This is a genomic window from Streptomyces sp. NPDC023481 (assembly GCF_055560195.1).
On sequence record NZ_JBVHJE010000003.1, the window covers coordinates 1 to 19,751 of the forward strand.

Here is a 19,751-nt window from a genome sequence, read left to right on the forward strand (position 1 = left end):
CCATCGGCAAGCGGACCACGCTGTACTTCCTGATGATGCTGCTCAGCGTCCTCCTCGCGGTCGCGGCGACCATCCTGGGCAAGCGCCTGGCGCCCACCCTGGGCACCTGGTGGGCAACGGTCGTCGCGGTGGCGGCCTTCGCCGTCGTGATCGGTCTGGCCTACGCGTTCCTGCCCGTCGTCAACGAGGTGCCGAACGACTTCCCGGCCACCCTGCTGTGGCGGTTCCGGCTGTCCGCGCTGGCCATCCAGACCGTCCTGTGGGGCGGGTTCGGTCTGCTCTTCGGGGAACAGGCCGAACGCCTGCTGAACCCCAGGCCGGCCACGGTCCCGGCCCGGAAGGCGGTTCCAGCCGCGCACTGACCCGTTCAGGACGGCGGAGGGCTCCTCGGAACCATCGCGGACGTCGATGCCGGTCTTCGAGGTGACGTCGTGCCCGAGAGGGGCGGCGGCGGTTTGCCGTGGCCGTGCCGGTGGTAGGGCCTTGGCCAGGGTGACGGCTCCCGCGCGGGGCGAGCCGGATGCGACGGGGGGAACGGACGTGTCCGGACAGCGGTTACCGATCACGGTGGAGGACCGCGGGCCGACCGGGCGGTCCCTGCCCGCGCTGCTGCCGCCGGTGCTCCGCGGGTACCTGGGGACGGTCGCGGCACTGGCCGCGCTGGTCGTCGTCGTACTCGGGATCCGGTACGCGGGCGGCAGCCGGCCCGGCAGGGTGGACGAGCGCGTGTCGGCGGCGGTGGACGGTGTGCGGCCGCCGTGGCGGTACGCCGCCCTGACCCTGGACTTCCTGGGCGAGCCTGCCGGTTCGGCGCTGGTGATCGTGGCCGCCGTGACGGGCTGCCTGCTGCTGCGGCGTCCTCGCGCGGCGGTGCTCGTCATCGCCGGCGCCGGCGCGACCGTGGGTACGGCGACGCTGCTCAAGTACCTGGTGGGGCGCACCATCCACGGTGAGGGCAACCTGTCCTACCCGAGCGGGCACACCGCCTTCCTCACCACGCTCGCCCTCATGGCGGCGCTGCCCGCGACCGGCCGGCTCCGCCTCGGCAGGACGGCCGGCACGCTGTTCGTGCTCGGCGCGGCGCTGGTGGCCGGCGCCGCCATGGGCTGGGCCGAGGTCGCCCTGGGCGCGCACTACCCGACCGACGCCCTCGGCGGCTGCTGCACCGCGCTGGCGGTGACACCGGCGACGGCGTGGCTGGTCGACCGGACGGCCGACCGGCTCGCCCCGCGCCGCTGACGGCAGGTCAGGCCCGGCGGCGGAACACCGGCTTCACCGGCCGCCCGGCCAGCCACGGGGTGGGGTCGCCGGCGTCCAGGGCCTTCCGGTACACCGCGCACGCCTGGGACACCACCTCGACGGTGTGCTCGATGTCGGCGTCGCTGAGGGCACTGCTCACCACGAACGAGGGGGCCAGCACCCCGCCCGCGAGGAGCCGGCGCAGGAACAGGGTCCGGTACCGCTGCGACGGCTGCCCGTTCTCGTCCAGGGTGGCGAAGACCAGATTGCTGGCCCGGCCCCGCACGACGACGTGGTCGCCGACGCCCATGGCCGCCGCGGCCTCGCGGACACCGGCGGCCAGCCGCTCGCCGAGGGCGTGCAGCCGCGCGGTGGTGCCCTCTTCGACGTAGGTGGCGAGCACGGCCATCGCGGCCGCCAGGGAGTGCGTCTCCGCACCGTGCGTGGTGGACAGCAGGAACACCCGGTCGGCGGAGTGCCGCAGCCCGCCCAGCTCCATCAGCGCGCGGCGCCCGGCCAGCGCGGACACGGCGAATCCGTTGCCGAGCGCCTTGCCGAACGCGGAGAGGTCGGGGACGACGCCGTACAGGCCTTGGGCGCCCGCCTCGGACCAGCGGAAGCCGGTGATCATCTCGTCGAAGACCAGGACGCAGCCGTGCCGGTCGGCCAGCTCGCGCAGGCCCGCGAGGTAGCCGGGCGGCGGCTCGGTGTGGCCGGCGGGCTCCAGGACCAGGCAGGCGATCTCGTCCTGGTACCGGGTGAGCAGCGCCTCCGTGGCGGCCAGGTCGCCGTAGGGGAACGTCACGGTGAGCCGGCTGGTCGACGCGGGGACGCCCGCGTTCATCGGTGTGGTGCCGATGAACCAGTCGTCGACGGAGAAGAACGGGTGGTCGGCGCAGAGGGCCACCCGGGGGCGGCCGGTCGCGGCGCGGGCGAGGCGCACCGCGGCGGTGGTGGCGTCGGAGCCGTTCTTCGCGAACTTCACCATCTCGGCGGTCGGCACCGTGGCCAGGAAGCGTTCCGCGGCCTCCAGTTCCAGGAGCGAGGGCCGGACGAAGTTGCTGCCGCGGTCGAGTTCCCGCCGCACCGCCTCGGTCACCCGCGGGTGGGCGTGTCCGAGGCTGACCGAGCGCAGCCCGGAGCCGTACTCGACGTAGCGGTTGCCGTCGATGTCCCACACGTGGGCGCCGCGGCCGTGACTGATGACCGGGGCCAGGTTCTCGGGATACTGGTCGTCGCCCTTGGCGTAGGTGTGCGCGCCCCCGGGGACCAGGGCGTGCAGTCGCTCGTTCGCCGCCCGTGACCGGGGCAGCGGGAACTCTCCGGTGTCCAAGCCGGTTTCATCCTTCCCTGTGTTTCAGGACCTCGGCGAGACTCGGGGCCTCCCGGTCCCGCCGGGACATCGAGGTGACCGGCAGCGGCCACGGGATCGCCAGCTCCGGGTCGTCGAAGGCGATCGTCACGTCCTCGGCCGGATCGTGCGGGCGGTCGATGCGGTAGGAGGTGTCGGCGGTGTCGGTCAGCGCCTGGAAGCCGTGCGCGCACCCCGCCGGGATGTAGACGGTCGCCTGCGTCTCGCCGGACAGCTCGAAGGAGGCCCGGCCCAGATACGTCGGCGAGTCCGGCCGCAGGTCCACGACGACGTCGAAGATCCTGCCGTACGAGCACCGCACCAGTTTGGCCTCGCCCGCGCCGGAGCGCAGGTGCAGGCCGCGCAGCACGCCCCGGACCGAACGGGACAGGCTGTCCTGGACGAACGCGTCGGGGTCGAGGCCCACCGAGCGGACCACGTCGGCGTCGAAGGTGCGGCAGAAGAAGCCGCGTTCGTCGGTGTACGGCGTCGGCTCGAACAGGTACGCCCCGTCGATCGCCGGGACTTCGGTCGCCTTCATGGGGTCTCCCGCGGGGTGTGGGCGTGGCCGGTGGCCGAAGACGCCGGGAAAAGGGCCCTGTCCAGGGCGGTGAACTGGTGCCGGAGCCGCCGGACGGCGTCCTGGTTCCGCTCGGCGAGGGTCCGGCGCAGCTCGGCCGACCGCTTCTCCAGCGTCCGGAACTGCTCCAGCAGCCGGTCGGCGTCGGCCTCGCGCGCCGGGTGGCAGTACGCGGCCAGCCCCATCCCGGCCATGAGGGCGTCGCTCTTCGCCGCGTAGGTGACGGCGAGCGTCGGCGTACCGGTCTTCAGCGCGCAGATCAGGTTGTGGTAGCGGATCGCCACCACGGTGTCCGACGCCGTGATCTCCCTCATCAGGTCAGCCAGTGAGGCCGTCTCGGCGGCGGTGACCAGCGGCGAGTCCACCGCGTCGAGGATCGCGGCGACCACCGGCGCGTCACACCGGTCGCCCGTGAGCAGCCGTACCTGCCTGCCCTCCTCGACCAGCGCGCGGACGAACCGGATCGTCGCGTCGAGGTAGCGGCGGTGGATCTCCTCGGCCCGGGCGCGGTCGTCGTTGCCGCCGTGGAAGTCCATCACGCCGACGCAGACCCGGCCCGACGGGCCCGGGGAGGCGCTCGCCGGCGGTGTCGGCAGGGAGAACGCGAGGTCCGGGTAGACCTCGTCGTGTGTGGTGTCCACGCCCATCGCGCGCATCGCGTCACGGGACGGGGCGTCCCGGTACGACCGGTAGGCGGCCAGCCGCGCCGACCAGCGCACCAGGGCCCTGGTCGGCCGGCTGCCGATCGCCGCGGCACCGACGCTGACCAGCGCGACCCGGGTACCGAACAGCCGGCCGCTCGCGCACAGCAGGAACAGGGCGTACGGGAAGCCCCACGGCCGCAGCGGCAGCGTGGCCTCCAGGACGCCCATGCCCGGCACGATCACCACGTCGTGCCGGCGCACCCAGGCGGCGGTGCGGACGGCGTCGACGAACTTGCCGAGGCCCTTCGCGGCCATCGCGCCCGCACGCGACGCGGTCCGGTACTCCCCGCGGTTCCAGTGCAGCCGGGTGGCGGGGATCCCGAACCGGGCCGTGACGGCCTCGGGCCCGCCGCACAGCGCGTCCACGACCGCCTCCGGGTGCTCGGCCCGCAGGTACCGGAGCACGGCCTCCAACGACCCGTCGTTGCCGAGGTTCCCGGACCCGAGCAGCCCGAACACCCCCACGCGTGGCGCGGATCTCATGCCGGCCGCCCCTCACGCCCGGCCACCAGGGCGTCCACGGAGACGGTGACCCGGCCCGGGTCGACCGGGGCGCGGTCCTCGACCCGCTCGCCGGCGCCCGGCCGGACCCGGCTGGTCAGCCACGCGGCCAGGTGGCGCCGGCAGGCGCGCCGTTCGGCCGGGGACAGCGGGGCCCGCCGTATCGCCGCGTAGAACCCCCAGACGTACTCGGCGAGCAGCCGGGGCGTCGGGTGCAGCGGGCCCGCCCGGCGCGGGTCCAGGTTGACGCACCGGGCGCGCTTGGAGGGGTTCGCCCGCTCGGCGCGCGTCGGGTGGTCACGGCGGAAGTACAGCAGCTCCGGCACCTGGTGGAAACGCCCGTGCAGGGTGATCTCGGCGACGAACGTGCGGTCCGCGTGGTGGTAGCTGTCGAGCGGCTTCACCCGGCGCAGCACGTCGGCCCGCAGCACCCCGTAGAAGTCGTCGCCGCCGGGCTCGAACAGCAGGCTGCGGAAGCGCTCCGGCGGGTACGGCGAGTCGGTGGCGAGCCCGTACTCGTACGGCACCTTGACGCGGCCGGCGCCGTCGATGACCGCCTGGCCGGTGTGCGCCAGGATCACGTCCGGCCGCTCGTCCAGCGCCTCCACACAGCGCCGCAGCAGGTCCCGGCCGTACAGGTCGTCGTGCGAGGCCCACTTGAACAGCTCGCCGCGGGACTCGGTGAACACGAGGTTGTGGTTCGGGGTGGCGCCGATGTTCCGGGGCAGCCGCAGGTACCGGATGCGCGAGTCCTTCGCGGCGTACCGGCGGCAGATGTCCTGGGTCGCGTCGGTCGAGGCGTTGTCGGAGACGATCAGCTCGAAGTCCTCGTACGTCTGGCCGAGCAGGGCGTCGAGCGACTCGGCCAGGTACTCCTCGCCGTTGTACACGGGCAGGCCGATGCTCAGCCTGGGTCGGTCGGTCATGAGGTCCTCACTTCGGGGATCGTGTTCTGGCGGTGCCCGCGCAGGGCGGACCGCAGGTGCAGCCACCACACGGCCGAGCCGCCGACGGTCGCGGTGGCGACGCCCCACGCCGAGCCGACGGTGCCGGCCGCGGCCGCCCCGCCGAGCCCGCCGCCGACGTAGCAGGCGGAGGCGAACAGCTGGCAGCGCAGGCTGCGCCGGGCCGCGCCGAGCGCGCGCAGCCCGGCCGCCGCGCCGGTGCCCAGCCCGGAGCCCGCGACGGCGAGGGTGACCGGCACGATGAGCCGCGAGGCGGAGTGCCAGACGTCGCCGAGGACCAGCCGGCCGAGCCGGTCCGGCATCAGCAGCAGCGCCCCGCCCCACAGCAGCGCGGCCGCGGCCTGCCCGCCGCCCAGCAGCAGGCAGAACGAGCCGAGGCGGTGCGCGGCCTGCCGCAGCACCCGGGCCGCCTCCGGCACGGTGACCAGCGACAGCCCCATCAGCAGGGCGAGGAACGGGCCCAGCAGCAGCTCGGCGCCCCGCACCGCGCCCACCGCGCCGATCCCGACGATGGCACCGAGCCCGTACGCCCGCAGCTGACTGGCGCCGCTGAGGCTGACGTTCTCGACCAGGTACCGGTAGCCGAGGTCCCGCTGCTCGCGCAGCCACCCGCGCGCCCGGGCCGGCCGGGGCCGCACACCGGACTGGAGGCAGCCGTACGCGGCGGCCACCGCGGCGGACGCGCCCCAGGCGAGCACGAACGCGGCCACGCTGCCCGCCCGGGCCGCGATCACCATCGCCGGGACGAGCGCGACGCACCACAGCAGGTCGTTGACGAACGCCTTCCGTCCGGCGCCGGCGGCGAAGAACGAGAACCGCCAGGCGTCCTGGAGCAGCAGCCCCGGCAGCGTGACGCCGAGGCAGACGAACGCGGGCCCCACACGGCCGCCGAGCGCCGGACCGGCCACCAGGCAGGCCGCGCCGATGACCGTACCGACACCGAGCGCGGTCCCGGTCGCCCGGACCACCGCCCCGCGCCAGGAGGCGTCCGGCACCCCGCTGAAGCGCACCACGAGCGGGTCGGTGGCCAGCCCCCGGGACACGTTGAGCACCACGCCGTAGGTCACCCAGGCCAGGCTGAACACGCCGAACGCGGTCACCCCCAGCGAGCGTGCCACGTAGATCCCCACCGCGAAGTTGCTCATGCTGGAGGCCGCCTGGTCGGCCAGTCCCCAGGACAGCCGGCCGGCGAGGGCCCGCCGGCCGGAGCCGGCCGGTGCCGTCGCCTCCACCCCCTCGGTGCTCACCGGCGTCACGCCTTGATCAGCCCGGCGCCGTGCAGGGCGTCGGCCGCCGCGGCGACGGTGTCGAACGGCAGCCCGGACCGCTCGGCGACGTCCAGCAGCCCGTGCTCGCCGTCGGAGAGGCTGAGCACCCACAGCATGGCCATCTGGGCCTCCTTCGCGTCGCTGCGGCCGCCCAGCGAGTCGTACAGCCCCCGCCGGCCCAGCTGGGGCTCCCCGTAGGGGCTGAGGTTGACGTACCGCCGGTTGCGGTCCAGCACGGCGAACGCCTCACGGCAGACGGCGAGGGTGTCCGCCATCGCCTCCGGGGAGACGAAGTCCAGGTCGTCCGCCGAGGTGTGGTACTCGGGGTAGCCGGCGTACGGGGTCCGGCTGAGCGAGCCCACACCGAGATCGAACCCGGGCGAGCAGAACTGCCGCTCGTCGTAGCCGTACGGGGTGAACTCCGTGATGCGGTGCGGACGTTCGGAGGCTGCCAGCACGTGCCGCATCACCCGGTCGATCTCCGCGTCGCCGCGTCTGCTCTGCTTGTACGTCAGCGAGCCGCGGTCCCCGGCGCAGGCCAGCACCAGGCCGTGCCTGACCCGTGCCACCTGCTCCGTGTTGCGGGCCAGCCAGGTGATCGCCCCGATGGTGCCGGGCGCGAACAGGAACCGGTAGGTGTAGTACGGCGTCCGCTCCGCCAGCGCCCGGGCCAGGAACGTGGCCACCGCGATGCCGGCCAGGTTGTCGTTGGCCAGCGACGGGTGGCAGACGTGGCAGGAGACGATCACCTCGTCGGTGACCTGCCCGGGCACCACGTGCTCGGCGTAGGTGAGGTGGCCGTCGGCGAGGGTGGAGTCGATGCGCACCTCGTACTCGCCGTCCGGCAGCGCGTCCAGGGTCTCCTGGGCCAGGCAGAACCCCCACTCCGGCCTGTAGTAGCTGGTGCGGTACGGCACCCAGGACGGGTGGTCCGGCAGGGTGTGCAGGTGCCCGCGCAGCTCGGACAGCGGCATGGTCGCCGACACCGGCACGCTGTAGCCGAGCACGTGCAGGCTGGACGCGGCGAAGTCGACGACCCGGTTCCCGGCGGAGTCGGCGATGTAGGCGTCCCGGATGTTCCACTCCTGCGGCACCGTCCAGTCGAGCACCTGCGTGCCGGTCGGTACCTCGTGCACCCGCAACGGCAGGTACTCGCCGACGATCTCCAGGGTGGCGCGCACCCCGTCGCCGGTGATGCTCCGGCACAGCGGGTACAGCCGCTCCACCAGCGCGTGCATCTCCTCCCCGGCCGCGGTCATCGGCGCCGCCGCAGGGTGTCGTCCACCGCGCCGGCGTCGGTCGCCGCGCGCAGCACCGCCAGCCGGGTGAAGCGCCGCTCGAAGTCCTCCCGGGTCAGCCCGTGGGTGCGGTAGGCGTCGGCGAGTTCCAGCGCGCCCTGCTTCACGGTCCACTCGCAGTCGAAGCCGGGCACCGCGCCCCGGAACCGGGAGAAGTCCACCCGGTACGACCGCGGATCGGCCCCGGTCTCCCCGGTGATCACCACCCGGGAGCCGGGCACCGCCTCGGCGACCTGTTCGGCGATCTCGGCGACCGTGACGTTGTTGACCTCGCTGCCGATGTTGAACGCCCGGTCGTGCACCGCCTCCCGGGGCGCGACCAGCGCGGCCGCGAAGGCGCGCGCGATGTCGGCGGCGTGCACCAGCGGCCGCCAGGGCGTGCCGTCGGAGAGCACCAGCACCTCACCGGACAGCAGCGCGTGCCCCACCAGGTTGTTCAGCACGATGTCGGCGCGCAGCCGGGGGGAGTAGCCGAAGGCGGTGGCGTTGCGCATGTACACGGGGCTGAAGTCGCCGTCGGCCAGCGCGTGCAGGTCGTCCTCCACCCGCACCTTGGACTCCGCGTACGGAGTCACCGGGCGCAGCGGGGCGTCCTCGGCCACCAGGCCGGCGCCGCCGGCGGCGCCGTACACCGAGCAGGTCGACGCGTACAGGAAGCGCCGCACCCCGGCGTCGCGGGCCAGCCGGGCCAGCCGCACGGACGCGTGGTGGTTGATGTCGTAGGTGAGCTGCGGCGCCAGCGCTCCCAGCGGGTCGTTGGACAGCGCGGCCAGGTGGATCACGGCGTCCACCCCGGCCACGTGCTCGGCCGTGACGTCGCGCAGGTCCACCCGGGGCCCCGGCGGGTCCGCGGGCGCCGGGCCGAGGACGCAGTCGGCGAACAGACCGGCGTCGAGGCCGACGACCTCGTGTCCGGCGGCGGCGAGGACCGGGGCCATGACGGTGCCCAGGTAGCCCTGGTGACCGGTCAGCAGTACGCGCAAGGTTCAACCCCCCAGGTTGAGCGTGAGTTTGGTGACGGCGAAGGCCTCGGCGTAGCGCGCGTGGCATTCGATACCGCGGATCCGGGCCAGCCCGAGGAAGGCCTCCCGGTCGTACCAGGGCCGGTGTCGCTGCGAAGGGTAGTGCTCCTGCAGCAGCCGCACCTTCTGCTCGGCGGTCTCCGGCGACAGCGGCTGGTACACCGCCGGACGGCCGAGGTCGCCGTCCCACTTGACGATCTCGTAGCCGAGGACCAGGTGGTCGCGGAACGCGGTGGGAACCAGCCGCGCCAGGCCGCGGTGGTCCTGGTGGGCGTCGTCGGTGCGCGGGGCCAGGATCAGATCCGGCTCGCTCCGGCCGCGCAGTTCCTCCACCGCGGCCTTGGCCTCGTCCCAGTGCACGGGCAGCCGCCCGTCCGGCAACTTCAGGACGGTCAGGTGGAGTTCGGCGCCCGGGCAGAAGGCGGCGAGCGCCGCCCGCTCCTCCTGCTCCCGCTCGCCGCCACCACCGGAGAGCACCAGCGCGTCGACGCGGAGCCCCGGCCGCGCCCGGCACAGCGTCAGCAGCGTGCCGCCGGCGCCGATGGCGATGTCGTCGCAGTGCGCGCCCACCGCCACGATCCGGTGCAGCGGACCGGCCCCGAGCCGGATCACGCGGACCTCACCTCGACGCCGTCCCGTTCCCACACGGCCCACGGGCGCTCGCCCCGGGCGTAGGCGTCGTCCAGCGCGGCCCGCTCCTTCACGGTGTCGGTCGGCTTCCAGAACCCGCGGTGCTGGTGCGCCACCAGCCGCCCCCGCTTGGCCAGTTCGGCGCACCCGTCGGCGACCAGGTCCCCGTTCTCCGGGATGTGGTCGAAGACCTCCTGGCGCAGCACGAAGTAGCCGCCGTTCTCCCACAGCGGCAGTTCGCTCACCGGGGTGATGCCGCCCACCAGGCCGTCCTCGCCCAACTCCACGCAGTGGAAGGAGGACTGCGGCGGCACCACCATCATCGACGCACCGGCGTCGCGCCGGGTGAACCGGTCGATCATCTCCGGCAGCGGGGCGTCGGTGAGCACGTCGGCGTAGTTGGCGAGGAACATCTCGTCGCCGTCCAGGTGGTGCCGCACCCGGCGCAGCCGCTCCCCGATCGGCGACTCGATGCCGGTCTGCGCGAACGTGATCGTCCAGTCCGCGATGTCGGTGGACAGCAGTTCGGTCCGCCCGCCCCGCAGCACGAAGTCGTTGGACGTCGTCTCCTCGTAGTTGAGGAAGAAGTCCTTGATGTGGTGGGCCCCGTACCCGAGGCACAGGATGAACTCCGTGTGTCCGAAGTGCGCGTAGTAGCGCATGACGTGCCAGATCAGCGGCCGCGGGCCGACCATCGCCATCGGCTTGGGCACGTCGTCGGAGGAACCGTTGCGCATCCGCATCCCGTAACCGCCGCAGAACAGTACGACCTTCATGCCGTGCCCTTTCCAGACGCGCCGTCGAGGATGCTCAGTTCCGGGATGGGGAAGACCAGCCGGCCGCCCCAGTCGTGCACGAAGGCCAACTGCTCGACCAGCTCGGCCCGCAGGTTCCACGGCAGGACCAGGACGTAGTCCGGCTTGTCGGCGGCGATCCGCTCGGGCGGCAGGACGGGGATCCGGGTGCCCGGGGTGAACCGGCCGTGCTTGTACGGGTTGCGGTCGACCGTGTACGCGAGCAGGTCGGGCCGGATGCCGCAGTGGTTGAGCAGGGTGTTGCCCTTGCCGGGGGCGCCGTAGCCGACGACCGTCTCGCCGCGCTCGGCCGCCTCGATCAGGAACCGCAGCAGGTCCCGGCGCACCTTGGCGACCCGGGCGGAGAACTCGGTGTACCCGGACAGCTCCCGGAGCCCGGCGGCCTTCTCCCGGTCCAGTACCTCCGCCACCCGCCGCGTCGGCTCGCCGGCCACCTCGGCCGGCCGGGCCCACAGCCGGATGGAGCCGCCGTGCGTGGGCAGCAGCTCCACGTCCACCAGGGCCAGTCCGCCGCTCGCCAGGGCCCGGACCGCGGACGCGACCGTGTAGTACTGGAAGTGCTCGTGGTAGATCGTGTCGTACTGGTTCTCCTCGATCAGGGTCAGCAGGTGCTGCACCTCGATGGAGACCCACCCGTCGTCGGCGACCAGCGCGCGCAGGCCCCGGGTGAACCCGACCACGTCGGGGATGTGCGCGTACACGTTGTTGGCCACGACCAGGTCCGCCGGGCCCTGCTCGGCCCGCACCCGGGCGCCGGTGTCCGGGTCCAGGAACTCCGTCAGCGTGGGCACACCCGCGTCCCGCGCGGCGGCGCCGACGTTCACCGAGGGCTCGATGCCGAGGCAGCGGATCCCGCGGTCCACCACGTGCCTCAGCAGGTACCCGTCGTTGCTCGCGACCTCCACCACGAAGGAGTCGGGCCCCAGACCCAGCCGCCGTACGGCGTCGGCGACGAACGTGCGCGCGTGCTCCACCCAGGAGGTCGAGTACGAGGAGAAGTACGCGTACTCCTTGAACGTCTCCTCCGGCGTGATCAGCGGCGGGATCTGCGCCAGCCAGCAGTCGGTGCAGACCCGCAGGTGCAGCGGGTACGCCGGTTCCGGCTGGTCCAGTCGGTCCGCGGCGAGGAAGCTCTCACACGGCGGCGTCGCCCCGAGATCGACCACGCTCGCCAGCGCTTGCGAGCCGCAGAGTCGGCATCGTGTCATCTGCTGTTCCCATCCCCCCTGTTCGCGCGGGTGTCCCCGCGACCAGCCGGTGCCGGCCGACCCGCGATCGCGGTGCGGTACTCCTCCACCAGCCGCTCCAGCCCGACGGTCGGGCTGAAGTCCTGTTCGTAACGGCGCCGGGCCGCCCGCCCCATCTCCCTGTTCAGCGCGGGGCCGGCCGTGATCCGGCGCAGGCAGGACGCGAGCGAGGCGGCCTCGCCGGGCCGGTGCAACAGCCCGGTCACCCCCTCCTCGACGAGTTCGACGAAGGCGCCGTGACCGGCGGCGACGACCGGCACCCCCGCCGCCATCGCCTCCACGACCACCAGGCCGAACGCCTCCAGCCAGGTCGAAGGAGCCACCACGGCGACCGACCGCGCGATGGCCTGCCGGCACTCGGCCGTGTCGTACAGGCCGGCGTAGCGCACGTCGTCCCGGCCGGCCGCCCAGGCGGCCACCTCCCGCTCCAGCGGCCCCGCGCCGGCGATCACGAGCGGCACGCCCACCCCGCCGCCGGCGGCGATCTCGTCCCACGCCGCCATCAACAGCCGCACACCCTTGGCCTCCGCGAGCCGGCCGAGATAGAGCAGGTGCTCGCCGGCGCCGGTGCGGCGCACGCCCGGGTCGGGCACGAAGTTGTGCTTCACGGCCAGCCGTTCGGCCGGCATGCCGGCCCGCACCAGGACGGCGCGCTGCGCCGCCGAGATGCACAGGAACCGCTCCACGCCGGACCACCACCGGCGCCGGTTGACCGACAGGCTGACCGCGAGCGGCACCGTCGCCAGCCGGGACCCGCGGTAGCAGCCGTGCCGGACGGCGGGCAGCGGCGCGGCCCCGACGCACTCGGCGCACGGCCGGCCGTCCCGCTGGAGCGTGCCGGGCGGGCAGACCTGGGTGTAGTTGTGCAGCGTGGCGACGGCGGGCACACCGGCGTCGGCGCAGGCGGCCAGCACCGCGGGCGACAGCAGCGGGAAGACGTTGTGCACGTGCACCACGTCCGGCCGCTCGGTGCGCAGCCGGGCGGCCAGCTCCGCGCGGACCGCCGGGTTCCACGGCACCAGCAGCGGCAGCGCGGCCTTGCCCAGCAGGGACCGGCCGGCGATGTCGTCGCTGCGCCGCTCGAACACCCCCACCCGGTGGCCGGCCCCGCGCAACAGCGCCACCTCCTGGTCGACGACCTTGTTCTCGCCGCTCGGCTGCGCCGAGGCGTAGCGGTTGTGCACCACGAGGACGTGCATGCTCAGGCCACCTCCGATTGCCGGGCCCAGCTCGGGACGCGCCGCCGGCGGACCTCGGGCGCCGGCGGGGGAGCGGCGGCGGCCGGGGCCGCCAGCAGCGAGGCGGCCACGGCGAGGTGCAGCAGGTACGGCGAGGCGTCGCCCAGGCCGGCCTCCGTGTACGACGCGATCGCGCAGTAGCTGATCAGGAAGATCGCGCAGGCCCGGTGCAGCGACGGGGGCCGCAGCAGCGCGACCCCGCCGAGCACGAGGAGGATCGCCGCGACGAGGCCGACGCCGGTCAGACCCTGCTCGTTGTAGACGGCCAGCCAGCTGTTGTCGATCGGCAGCCCGCCGAACGACTTGTCGCCCAGGCCCACACCGAACAACTGCTCCGTGGTCGACCGGGGCGCGGCCAGCAGGGCGTCCCAGACCTTGGCCCGGCCGGTGAGGTTGGAGAAGTTCTCCTTGCTCTGCCCGCGCAGGAACCACGCCTGCAGCGCGGAGGCGAACCCCACCGCGGCCACCACGGCGCACAGCACCGCCCAGGTGAAGAACCGGCGGGCCGCGGCGCTGGTCAGGATCAGCGAGCCGATCGCCACCGCCAGCCCGACGAGCAGGCCGAGCGTGGCCGTGCGGGTGTGGGTCAGCGCCAGCAGGACGAGCGACGGCACGATGACGACCGCCGCGCTGGTCCGGTCGGTCCGGCGGCCCAGCACGAGCAGCACGGCGAGACCGGTGATCACCGCGGCGTACTGGCCGATCTGCGGCGGGGTGAGCGGCCAGAGCGCGCCGACCAGCCGGCCGCCGTACAGGTCGGGCAGGGCCGCGCCCGGCGAGACGACCAGGCCGGCCGCGACCGACCCGAGCACCGCGAAGTACATCCGGATGTGGTGCCGTACGAACGTCAGGCCGCCGTCCCACCAGCGGCTGAGCAGCCACAGCGTGCCGACGAACAGGGCCAGCCGGGCGCAGCGGAACAACGCCCCGAACCCGGACTCCAGGTGCACGCTGGAGATCACGCTCAGCGCCAGCAGCAGCGTGAGCAGCAGCAGGAAGGCGCTGGCCCGGATCCGCAGCCGCAGGTTGAGCGCGAGCGCCAGCGCGAACGCGGCGACCAGCGCGCCCATGGTGACCATCTGGATGAGGGAGCGGGGCAGCGGCACGATGGTCTTCGCCCCGGCCGAGCCGAGCGTGTTGAGGACCAGCAGCCCCCAGACGGTGCCGACGATCCTCGGCGTGGGATCCGCGCGCATCTCAGCCTCCGTCCCCGGCGCGGAAGGTGCTGCCCGCGTCCTGCCGGTACGGCGCGCCCTGCCACTGCCCGGAGTCGAGGATCCGGCTGGGGTCGACGGCGACGAACTTCCACGGCCCGACGTAGACGTTGTCGTGCCACCGGTTGTGCTGGCGTCTCGTGATCGCCTCGGCCACCCGCTCGCCCTTGTACGGCGACCAGTCCGGGTAGGTGCCGTAGTTGGCCAGCACCGCCATGCGGTCGCACTTCACCGTGCAGTCGACGGCCGACTTGTCCAGCACGAAACGGTTGTCGTGGATGTCCACCCGCTGGGTCTTCCACCGGCAGTCGGAGTAGAGCGGCGGCCTGGCGATCGCCGGCTGCGTACAGCGCTTGGTGTTCTTCACCAGCAACGTGCAGTCGCCGGAGGAGGTGTTGGCCGGACTGTTGCAGAACCGGTCGGCGTTCTCCCACAGGGTGATCCCGGACCAGTTGTTCTCCAGCACGTTCCGGTAGATCTCGATCCTGTCGGTGCGGGCCCGGACCCTCGGCTCGCCGCCGGACTCGGACAGGTAGATGGTCCCGAACGGGAAGCTGTCGCCGCGCTCGGCGTAACCGCGCCCCTCGACCAGGTTGTTCCGCCGGAACGTGTTGTCGCGGATGACCGCGTTGTAGCTGGTCTCGTAGATCAGCGCGGCACCGGCGTTGTCCTCCAGCACGTTGTCCTCGATGCGGAAGTCGTTGTTGTCGGTGTCCGCCCACAACCCGGCCCCGCGGTTGTCGTGCACCCAGTTGCCGCGTACGTCGGCGCCGTCCACGGCCCAGAACTTGACGCCCCCGGTGCAGCCGCAGCCCGGCCGCCGCCGCTCCCAGTCGTCCCTGTTGTTGTCCGCGATCTCGTTGCCCTCGACCACCAGGCCGCCGATACGGCCGTCGGCCTTGTACGCGTTCATGCCGTACTGGCCGTTGCCGCGCAGGCAGCTGGCGCGGACCCGCTGGCGGGCGCCGGCCATCAGGCCGGCACCGGAGTTGTTCCGGATCGTCGCGTGTTCGATCACCCACCCGTCGGCCGAGTCGTGGTTGACCACGCCCTCGTTCTGCGGCGCGACGAAATCCTGCACGGTCAGGTAGCGGAGGGTGACGTCACGGGCGGTGCCGCCGAACGCGTACTGGTTCGTCCTCCGGCCGTCGAGGACCGCGCCCGGCGCACCCAGGTAGGTGTCCCCCTTCTTGGGGACGACCTGGGCGTAGCGGTCCGGGTCGAGCCGGTGCCTGCCCGGCCGGAGCCAGAACGTGGTGTGCGGGGGGCTGCCGGCGGTCTTCGCGGCCAGGTCGCCGACCACGGCGGGGTCGACCGTCACCGCGCCCGCCGGCGCCTTCGCCGGCCCGGCCGCGGGCCTGGCGCACACCGGGGTCACCGGCCGGGCCGCCGTCGTGGACGGTGCGGCGGTCGGCTCCGCGGCCCGGGCGCCGGCCGTGCTCTCGCAGCCCGTCGCCGTCAGCAGGGCCAGAGTCAGCGGTGCCGCCGCCCACGCCCCGTACCGTTTCCTGATGCCCACGCGCCCCCCTAGCCGCGGAACGTGAGCACGGTGGTGAAACCCTCCGCGCCGTCGGTGAAGCCGGAGCCGACCAGCGTGGTGGCGGGTTCCCTGCGCCCGAACCCGGCCGAGTACCAGCCCAGCGGGGGGTCGGTCTCGCCGCGGTGCGCCCGCCAGGACAGCTGCCCGGGCAGCTCCAGCACCGCGGAGCGGTCCGTGCCGTCCCGGGTCCAGGTGAGCACCGCCCGGTGGCCCGCCAGGTCCGCGGTGACGGCCGGGCCGAGGTGGAACGCCAGGCGCGCGGCCCGGCGCGGCCCCGACACCTCGTCGACCACCCTCAGCTCCCGGCTCGCGGCCGTCAGCTCCACCCGGCGGCGGTGCACGGAGGGCCGGTAACCGTCGTGCTCGGCGCACCAGCGGCCCACCCCCGGATCGGAGGTGTCCGCGACCAGGACGCGGCTTTCGGCATGCCGGGTCCACAGGAAGGGGCCGCCGGAGACGGACTGGTCACCGCCGTCCAGTTGCAGGGTGTTGTGGCCGAGGGTCGACCGGAAGTACTCCCGCCACGCGGGCTGCCCGTGGTAGCAGTACGTCCCCGGGTCGGCGAGTACGTCGACCCCGTCGTGCCGTACCTCCAGGGACAGCGCGTCGGCGTGGGCGTGCGCGGCGATGGACAGGAAGCCGTGCGGACCGCCGTCGCAGCGGCACCAGATCTCTCCCGGACCGCGCAGGATGGTGAGCCCCGCGTCGGCGAAGTGGGCCGGGCGGCTCGCCGGGCGGCTGACGGACAGCGCGGTGGGCTCGATGAGCGCGGCCAGCAGCGCGGTGCGCACATCGGTGCCGGTCACCGCCGGCCACCAGGCGAGCCGGCCGAACACGGCGTCCCCGGTCGCGAGCAGCGAGGCCCAGCGGTCGGTGCCCGTGCCGTCCACGACCAGACCGTGCCCGTCGTCCCCGTCCCCCTGGCGGGGCGGCCGCAGCCGGCTGTCCACGACGGCCGCGAGCGCGTCGGTCATCCGCAGCAGCACCAGCCGGACGGACGCCGGGACCGGCACACCGGCGGCGTCCGCCTCGGCCAGCGCCGCCAGACCCAGCTCCAGCACGAGCCCGTGGTACTCGCCGGCCAGCTCGCGGTTGAGGCCGGAGACGAACGTGTTGCCGCGCAGGTGCCGCTCCAGCGAGCGCAGCGCCTCGGCCCGCCAGCGCGCCGAGGCGGGGAACCACCCGAACGCGCAGGCCGCGGCGAACTGCCCGGCGGCCTCGGCGATGACGTGGTTGTTCGCCGAGGACCCCCGGCTGGGGAAGGCGGCCAGCCAGCGCTGGTGGTGCCAGATCTGGTGCAGCGCCACCGGGTTGTCCTCGAACAGCGCCGCCGCGCCCGGCCAGCCGTCGAGCAGCCGGCGGACCCACACCCAGGACAGCAGCCGGATCCCCAGCTCGATGCCGCTGGTCCAGTGCACCCCACGCAGCGGCGCGTTGCCCGCCCACCACGACCGCAGGTGCCCGGCCACGCGCTCGGCGTACCGCTCGTCCCCGGTGACCGCGTAGGCGGCGGCGAGCACGGTGAGGTACTGGTGCCGCGACAGCTCCCAGATCTGCTTGACGTCCCCGACCGCGTCCTCGTCCCGGTACGGCACGTCGAACGCGTAACCCCCCGGGGCGCGGCGCCCGGTCCTCGGGTCGTACCACCAGTCCGGGTCGGCCAGGTCGTCGCGGACCACCCCGAAGTACTCGGCGTGCCCGGACATCAGCCGGTCCGCCTCGGCGACGAGACGTTTGGCGGCGTCCGGCGGCACCGCGGCGACCGCCCCCGCGGGCAGCGGCGCGGTGAACCGGGCGCCGGTCACCGGCGGGCAGTCCGGCGGCGCCGACCGCCACCGCCGTCTGCGCACCGCGTCGCCCACCCGGCCGCCGACCTCCCGCGGACCCATCCGGGACAGCCGCCGCAGGTACCAGCCCGCGCTCCCCGCACTCACGGTCATCGCGTCCTCGCCAACGTCACCGGCGCCCCGCCGGCCAGACCCGTCTGCATGGCGAGGGTGGCCGCCGTGGTCGTGACCAGCGACTGGAGCGGCACCGGCATCGGGCCGCCGGTCCGCACGGCCCGGACGAACGCGGCCAGTTCGGCGGACTGCCCCTTGTCCCGGGCCTTCGGCAACCGCGAACTGACCCACCGCCTGCGGTGGTTGTCGTACACCGAGGCACGGACGAAGTCGTCGAGCCGCAGCGCCCTGCCGTCCGCGACCAGGTCCAGCGTCTCCTTCGGGAAGCCGGCCGGACCGCTGGTGACGTAGCTGATGGTGGCGGTGGACCCGTCCGGGTAGCGCAGCACGAGCTGCAGGTCCTCGGCGCCCGAGGAGGCGACCGCGTACACCGAGACCGGGTCGGCGTCGAGCAGCCAGCTCGCCGTGTCGATGAAGTGTCCGCCCTCACCGGCGAAGCGCGAGCCCTCGGTGCCCTGTTGGAGGTACCAGCTGCCGTGGTCGAGACGGCCCGCGTTGACCAGGTAGCGCAGGTTCGCCGGGCCCGTCCGGGCGCCGAACCGCTTCCTGGCCTCCCGCAGCAGCGGCGAGAACCGGCGGTTGAAGCCGACCTGCAGCCGGTCGTTGCCGGACTCCTCCACCGCCGCGAGCACGCCGGCCAGTTCGTCCTCGGTGAGCGCCAGGGGTTTCTCCACGAACACGGTCTTGCCGGCCAGCAGCGCCCTCCGGGTCAGTTCGGCGTGCGAGCTGTGCCGGGTGACGACGAACACCGCGTCGATGGACTTGTCGCCGAGCACGGCGTCGAGATCGGTGGTCGCCTCGGCGAAGCCGAACTTCCGCTGCGCGTTGGCCGCGGACAGCGCCGTGGTGGTGACGACGGTCGACAACTCGACGCCGTCGCGCTGCGCCAGGTGCGGCAGCAGCATCGACGTCGCGTAGTTGCCCGCGCCGACGAACGCCAGCCGTACCGGCGACGTGGCGCCCCGGGCCGGGCCCCGCCGCACGTCCACGGCGGGCACGGACACCGCCGGGGCCGCCGGCTCCGCGGCCTGCGCCGCGTGCCCGGCGTAGCGGAACAGCACGGCCACGGCCTTCAGTTCGCCGTCCTTCAGACGCCGGTAGGTCTCGACGGCGTCATCGAAGTCGGCGACGTGGGAGACCAGGGGCTCCACGTCGACGCTGCCGCGGGCGACGAGGTCGAGGAAGCACGCCAGGTTGCGGCGCTCGGTCCAGCGCACATAGCCGATCGGGTAGTCCCGGCCCTCCAGCTCGTACTCCGGGTCGTAGCGCCCGGGGCCGTAACTGCGGGAGAACCGGACGTCCAGCTCCTTCTCGTAGTACGCGTTCCACGGCAGGTCCAGACGGCACTTGCCGATGTCCACGACCCGGCCGCGGTCCCGGCAGAGCCGGGCGGCCAGCTCGACGGGCTGGTTGCCGGTGCCGCCGGCGGCCAGGTACACCTGGTCCACGCCGTGCCCGCCGGTGAGTTCGGCGACGGCCGCCTCCACGGCCACGGACGCGGGATCGCCGCAGGCCGCCGCGCCCAGCCGCTCCGCCAGCTCGCAGCGCCCCGCGTCCGGGTCGACCCCGACGACGCGGACCCCGGAGGCGGCCAGCAACTGCACCACCAGCTGGCCGATCAGCCCGAGCCCGATGACCAGCGCCACTTCGCCGAGCCGTGACTCGCCCTGGCGGACACCCTGCAACGCGATCGACCCGACGGTGCCGAACGCCGCGTGCCGCGGCGCGAGACCGTCCGGCACCCGGGCGTAGAGGTTGCGCGGCACCCAGTTCAGCTCGGCGTGCAGCGCGTGCTCGTTGCCCGCGCAGGCCACCAGGTCGCCGACCGCCACATCGTCGATCCCGGCGCCGACCTGCTCGACCACCCCGCACAGCGAGTACCCGAGCGGTGTGTAGGAGTCCAGCTTGCCCATCACCTTGCGGTACGTCGCCGGCACCCCGTTGGTGGCCACGCTCTGCACCACCTTGGCGACCTGGTCCGGCCGGGAACGGGCCTTGCCCAGCATCGACATGCCGGCCTCGGACACCTTCATCAGCTCGGTCCCGGTGGAGATGAGCGAGTAGGCGCTGCGGACCAGTACACCGCCCGGCTTGCACCCCGGCACCGGCACGTCGAGCAGCGCCAGTTCGCCGCTCCTGTAGTTCTGCACTACCTGTTTCACCTGAAGTCCTCTGTCT

The 19,751-nt window shown here is 73.8% G+C and carries 17 protein-coding genes; 2 read left to right on the forward strand and 15 right to left on the reverse strand.

What is annotated here, in order from left to right:
• Both ACZ3ZD_RS07520 and ACZ3ZD_RS07525 read left to right on the forward strand, forming a co-directional pair.
• Positions 1-362 (forward strand): CbtA family protein (locus tag ACZ3ZD_RS07520; RefSeq protein WP_467394575.1); only part of this gene is annotated, 362 nt, incomplete at its 5' end.
• Between the two features lie 178 nt (positions 363-540).
• Positions 541-1,239 carry a phosphatase PAP2 family protein gene (locus ACZ3ZD_RS07525; RefSeq protein ID WP_467394577.1) on the forward strand — a complete coding sequence of 233 codons (699 nt, stop codon included), beginning with the start codon at positions 541-543 and terminating at the stop codon, positions 1,237-1,239.
• Positions 1,240-1,246: 7 nt separating this feature from the next.
• Here ACZ3ZD_RS07525 and ACZ3ZD_RS07530 read toward each other — a convergent pair whose 3' ends face one another.
• Genes ACZ3ZD_RS07530 through ACZ3ZD_RS07600 form a run of 15 tightly spaced genes read right to left on the reverse strand, consistent with a single transcriptional unit; the run spans position 1,247 to position 19,735 of the window.
• Positions 1,247-2,572, reverse strand: a complete 1,326-nt coding sequence (locus tag ACZ3ZD_RS07530) for a glutamate-1-semialdehyde 2,1-aminomutase (RefSeq protein ID WP_467394579.1) — start codon at positions 2,570-2,572, stop codon at positions 1,247-1,249.
• 7 nt (positions 2,573-2,579) lie between these two features.
• Positions 2,580-3,131 carry a dTDP-4-dehydrorhamnose 3,5-epimerase gene (gene rfbC, locus ACZ3ZD_RS07535; RefSeq protein ID WP_467394581.1) on the reverse strand — a complete coding sequence of 184 codons (552 nt, stop codon included), beginning with the start codon at positions 3,129-3,131 and terminating at the stop codon, positions 2,580-2,582.
• Positions 3,128-4,357 (reverse strand): polysaccharide pyruvyl transferase family protein, encoded by a 1,230-nt coding sequence (locus ACZ3ZD_RS07540; protein WP_467394583.1) that lies wholly within the window; start codon positions 4,355-4,357, stop codon positions 3,128-3,130. Before ACZ3ZD_RS07540 ends, rfbC begins: the two co-directional genes overlap by 4 nt.
• Positions 4,354-5,301: a glycosyltransferase family 2 protein gene (locus ACZ3ZD_RS07545; RefSeq protein ID WP_467394585.1), complete on the reverse strand. Its 948-nt coding sequence runs from the start codon at positions 5,299-5,301 to the stop codon at positions 4,354-4,356. Before ACZ3ZD_RS07545 ends, ACZ3ZD_RS07540 begins: the two co-directional genes overlap by 4 nt.
• The gene (locus ACZ3ZD_RS07550) at positions 5,298-6,596 is read right to left on the reverse strand and encodes a hypothetical protein (protein WP_467394587.1); all 1,299 of its coding nucleotides are present in this window, start codon (positions 6,594-6,596) and stop codon (positions 5,298-5,300) included. The genes ACZ3ZD_RS07545 and ACZ3ZD_RS07550 overlap by 4 nt, the downstream gene beginning before the upstream one ends.
• Positions 6,593-7,867 carry a DUF4910 domain-containing protein gene (locus ACZ3ZD_RS07555; protein WP_467394589.1) on the reverse strand — a complete coding sequence of 425 codons (1,275 nt, stop codon included), beginning with the start codon at positions 7,865-7,867 and terminating at the stop codon, positions 6,593-6,595. The genes ACZ3ZD_RS07550 and ACZ3ZD_RS07555 overlap by 4 nt, the downstream gene beginning before the upstream one ends.
• On the reverse strand, positions 7,864-8,889 hold the full coding sequence (locus tag ACZ3ZD_RS07560) for an NAD-dependent epimerase/dehydratase family protein (RefSeq protein ID WP_467394591.1): 1,026 nt from the start codon (positions 8,887-8,889) through the stop codon (positions 7,864-7,866). Before ACZ3ZD_RS07560 ends, ACZ3ZD_RS07555 begins: the two co-directional genes overlap by 4 nt.
• 3 nt (positions 8,890-8,892) lie before the next feature.
• Positions 8,893-9,540, reverse strand: a complete 648-nt coding sequence (locus ACZ3ZD_RS07565) for a PIG-L deacetylase family protein (protein WP_467394593.1) — start codon at positions 9,538-9,540, stop codon at positions 8,893-8,895.
• Positions 9,537-10,334: a sugar phosphate nucleotidyltransferase gene (locus tag ACZ3ZD_RS07570; RefSeq protein ID WP_467394595.1), complete on the reverse strand. Its 798-nt coding sequence runs from the start codon at positions 10,332-10,334 to the stop codon at positions 9,537-9,539. Before ACZ3ZD_RS07570 ends, ACZ3ZD_RS07565 begins: the two co-directional genes overlap by 4 nt.
• Positions 10,331-11,581, reverse strand: a complete 1,251-nt coding sequence (locus tag ACZ3ZD_RS07575; RefSeq protein ID WP_467394597.1) for a class I SAM-dependent methyltransferase — start codon at positions 11,579-11,581, stop codon at positions 10,331-10,333. Before ACZ3ZD_RS07575 ends, ACZ3ZD_RS07570 begins: the two co-directional genes overlap by 4 nt.
• Positions 11,578-12,819, reverse strand: a complete 1,242-nt coding sequence (locus ACZ3ZD_RS07580) for a glycosyltransferase (protein WP_467394599.1) — start codon at positions 12,817-12,819, stop codon at positions 11,578-11,580. Before ACZ3ZD_RS07580 ends, ACZ3ZD_RS07575 begins: the two co-directional genes overlap by 4 nt.
• 2 nt (positions 12,820-12,821) lie before the next feature.
• Positions 12,822-14,054, reverse strand: coding sequence for an O-antigen ligase domain-containing protein (locus tag ACZ3ZD_RS07585; RefSeq protein ID WP_467394601.1), 1,233 nt, complete (start codon positions 14,052-14,054; stop codon positions 12,822-12,824).
• A gap of 1 nt (position 14,055) precedes the next feature.
• The gene (locus ACZ3ZD_RS07590) at positions 14,056-15,591 is read right to left on the reverse strand and encodes a right-handed parallel beta-helix repeat-containing protein (RefSeq protein ID WP_467394603.1); all 1,536 of its coding nucleotides are present in this window, start codon (positions 15,589-15,591) and stop codon (positions 14,056-14,058) included.
• A gap of 8 nt (positions 15,592-15,599) precedes the next feature.
• Positions 15,600-17,552, reverse strand: coding sequence for an alginate lyase family protein (locus ACZ3ZD_RS07595; RefSeq protein WP_467394605.1), 1,953 nt, complete (start codon positions 17,550-17,552; stop codon positions 15,600-15,602).
• Positions 17,549-19,735 carry a bi-domain-containing oxidoreductase gene (locus ACZ3ZD_RS07600; protein WP_467394607.1) on the reverse strand — a complete coding sequence of 729 codons (2,187 nt, stop codon included), beginning with the start codon at positions 19,733-19,735 and terminating at the stop codon, positions 17,549-17,551. The genes ACZ3ZD_RS07595 and ACZ3ZD_RS07600 overlap by 4 nt, the downstream gene beginning before the upstream one ends.
• Positions 19,736-19,751: the final 16 nt, after the last annotated feature.

Excerpts from the sequence above, each read along its gene's own strand:
- rfbC (WP_467394581.1), bottom strand. The coding sequence starts at position 3,131 with ATGAAGGCGACCGAAGTCCCGGCGATCGACGGGGCGTACCTGTTCGAG.
- ACZ3ZD_RS07540 (WP_467394583.1), bottom strand. The coding sequence starts at position 4,357 with ATGAGATCCGCGCCACGCGTGGGGGTGTTCGGGCTGCTCGGGTCCGGG.
- ACZ3ZD_RS07545 (WP_467394585.1), bottom strand. The coding sequence starts at position 5,301 with ATGACCGACCGACCCAGGCTGAGCATCGGCCTGCCCGTGTACAACGGC.
- ACZ3ZD_RS07555 (WP_467394589.1), bottom strand. The coding sequence starts at position 7,867 with ATGACCGCGGCCGGGGAGGAGATGCACGCGCTGGTGGAGCGGCTGTAC.
- ACZ3ZD_RS07570 (WP_467394595.1), bottom strand. The coding sequence starts at position 10,334 with ATGAAGGTCGTACTGTTCTGCGGCGGTTACGGGATGCGGATGCGCAAC.
- ACZ3ZD_RS07575 (WP_467394597.1), bottom strand. The coding sequence starts at position 11,581 with ATGACACGATGCCGACTCTGCGGCTCGCAAGCGCTGGCGAGCGTGGTC.
- ACZ3ZD_RS07580 (WP_467394599.1), bottom strand. The coding sequence starts at position 12,819 with ATGCACGTCCTCGTGGTGCACAACCGCTACGCCTCGGCGCAGCCGAGC.
- ACZ3ZD_RS07585 (WP_467394601.1), bottom strand. The coding sequence starts at position 14,054 with ATGCGCGCGGATCCCACGCCGAGGATCGTCGGCACCGTCTGGGGGCTG.
- ACZ3ZD_RS07595 (WP_467394605.1), bottom strand. The coding sequence starts at position 17,552 with ATGACCGTGAGTGCGGGGAGCGCGGGCTGGTACCTGCGGCGGCTGTCC.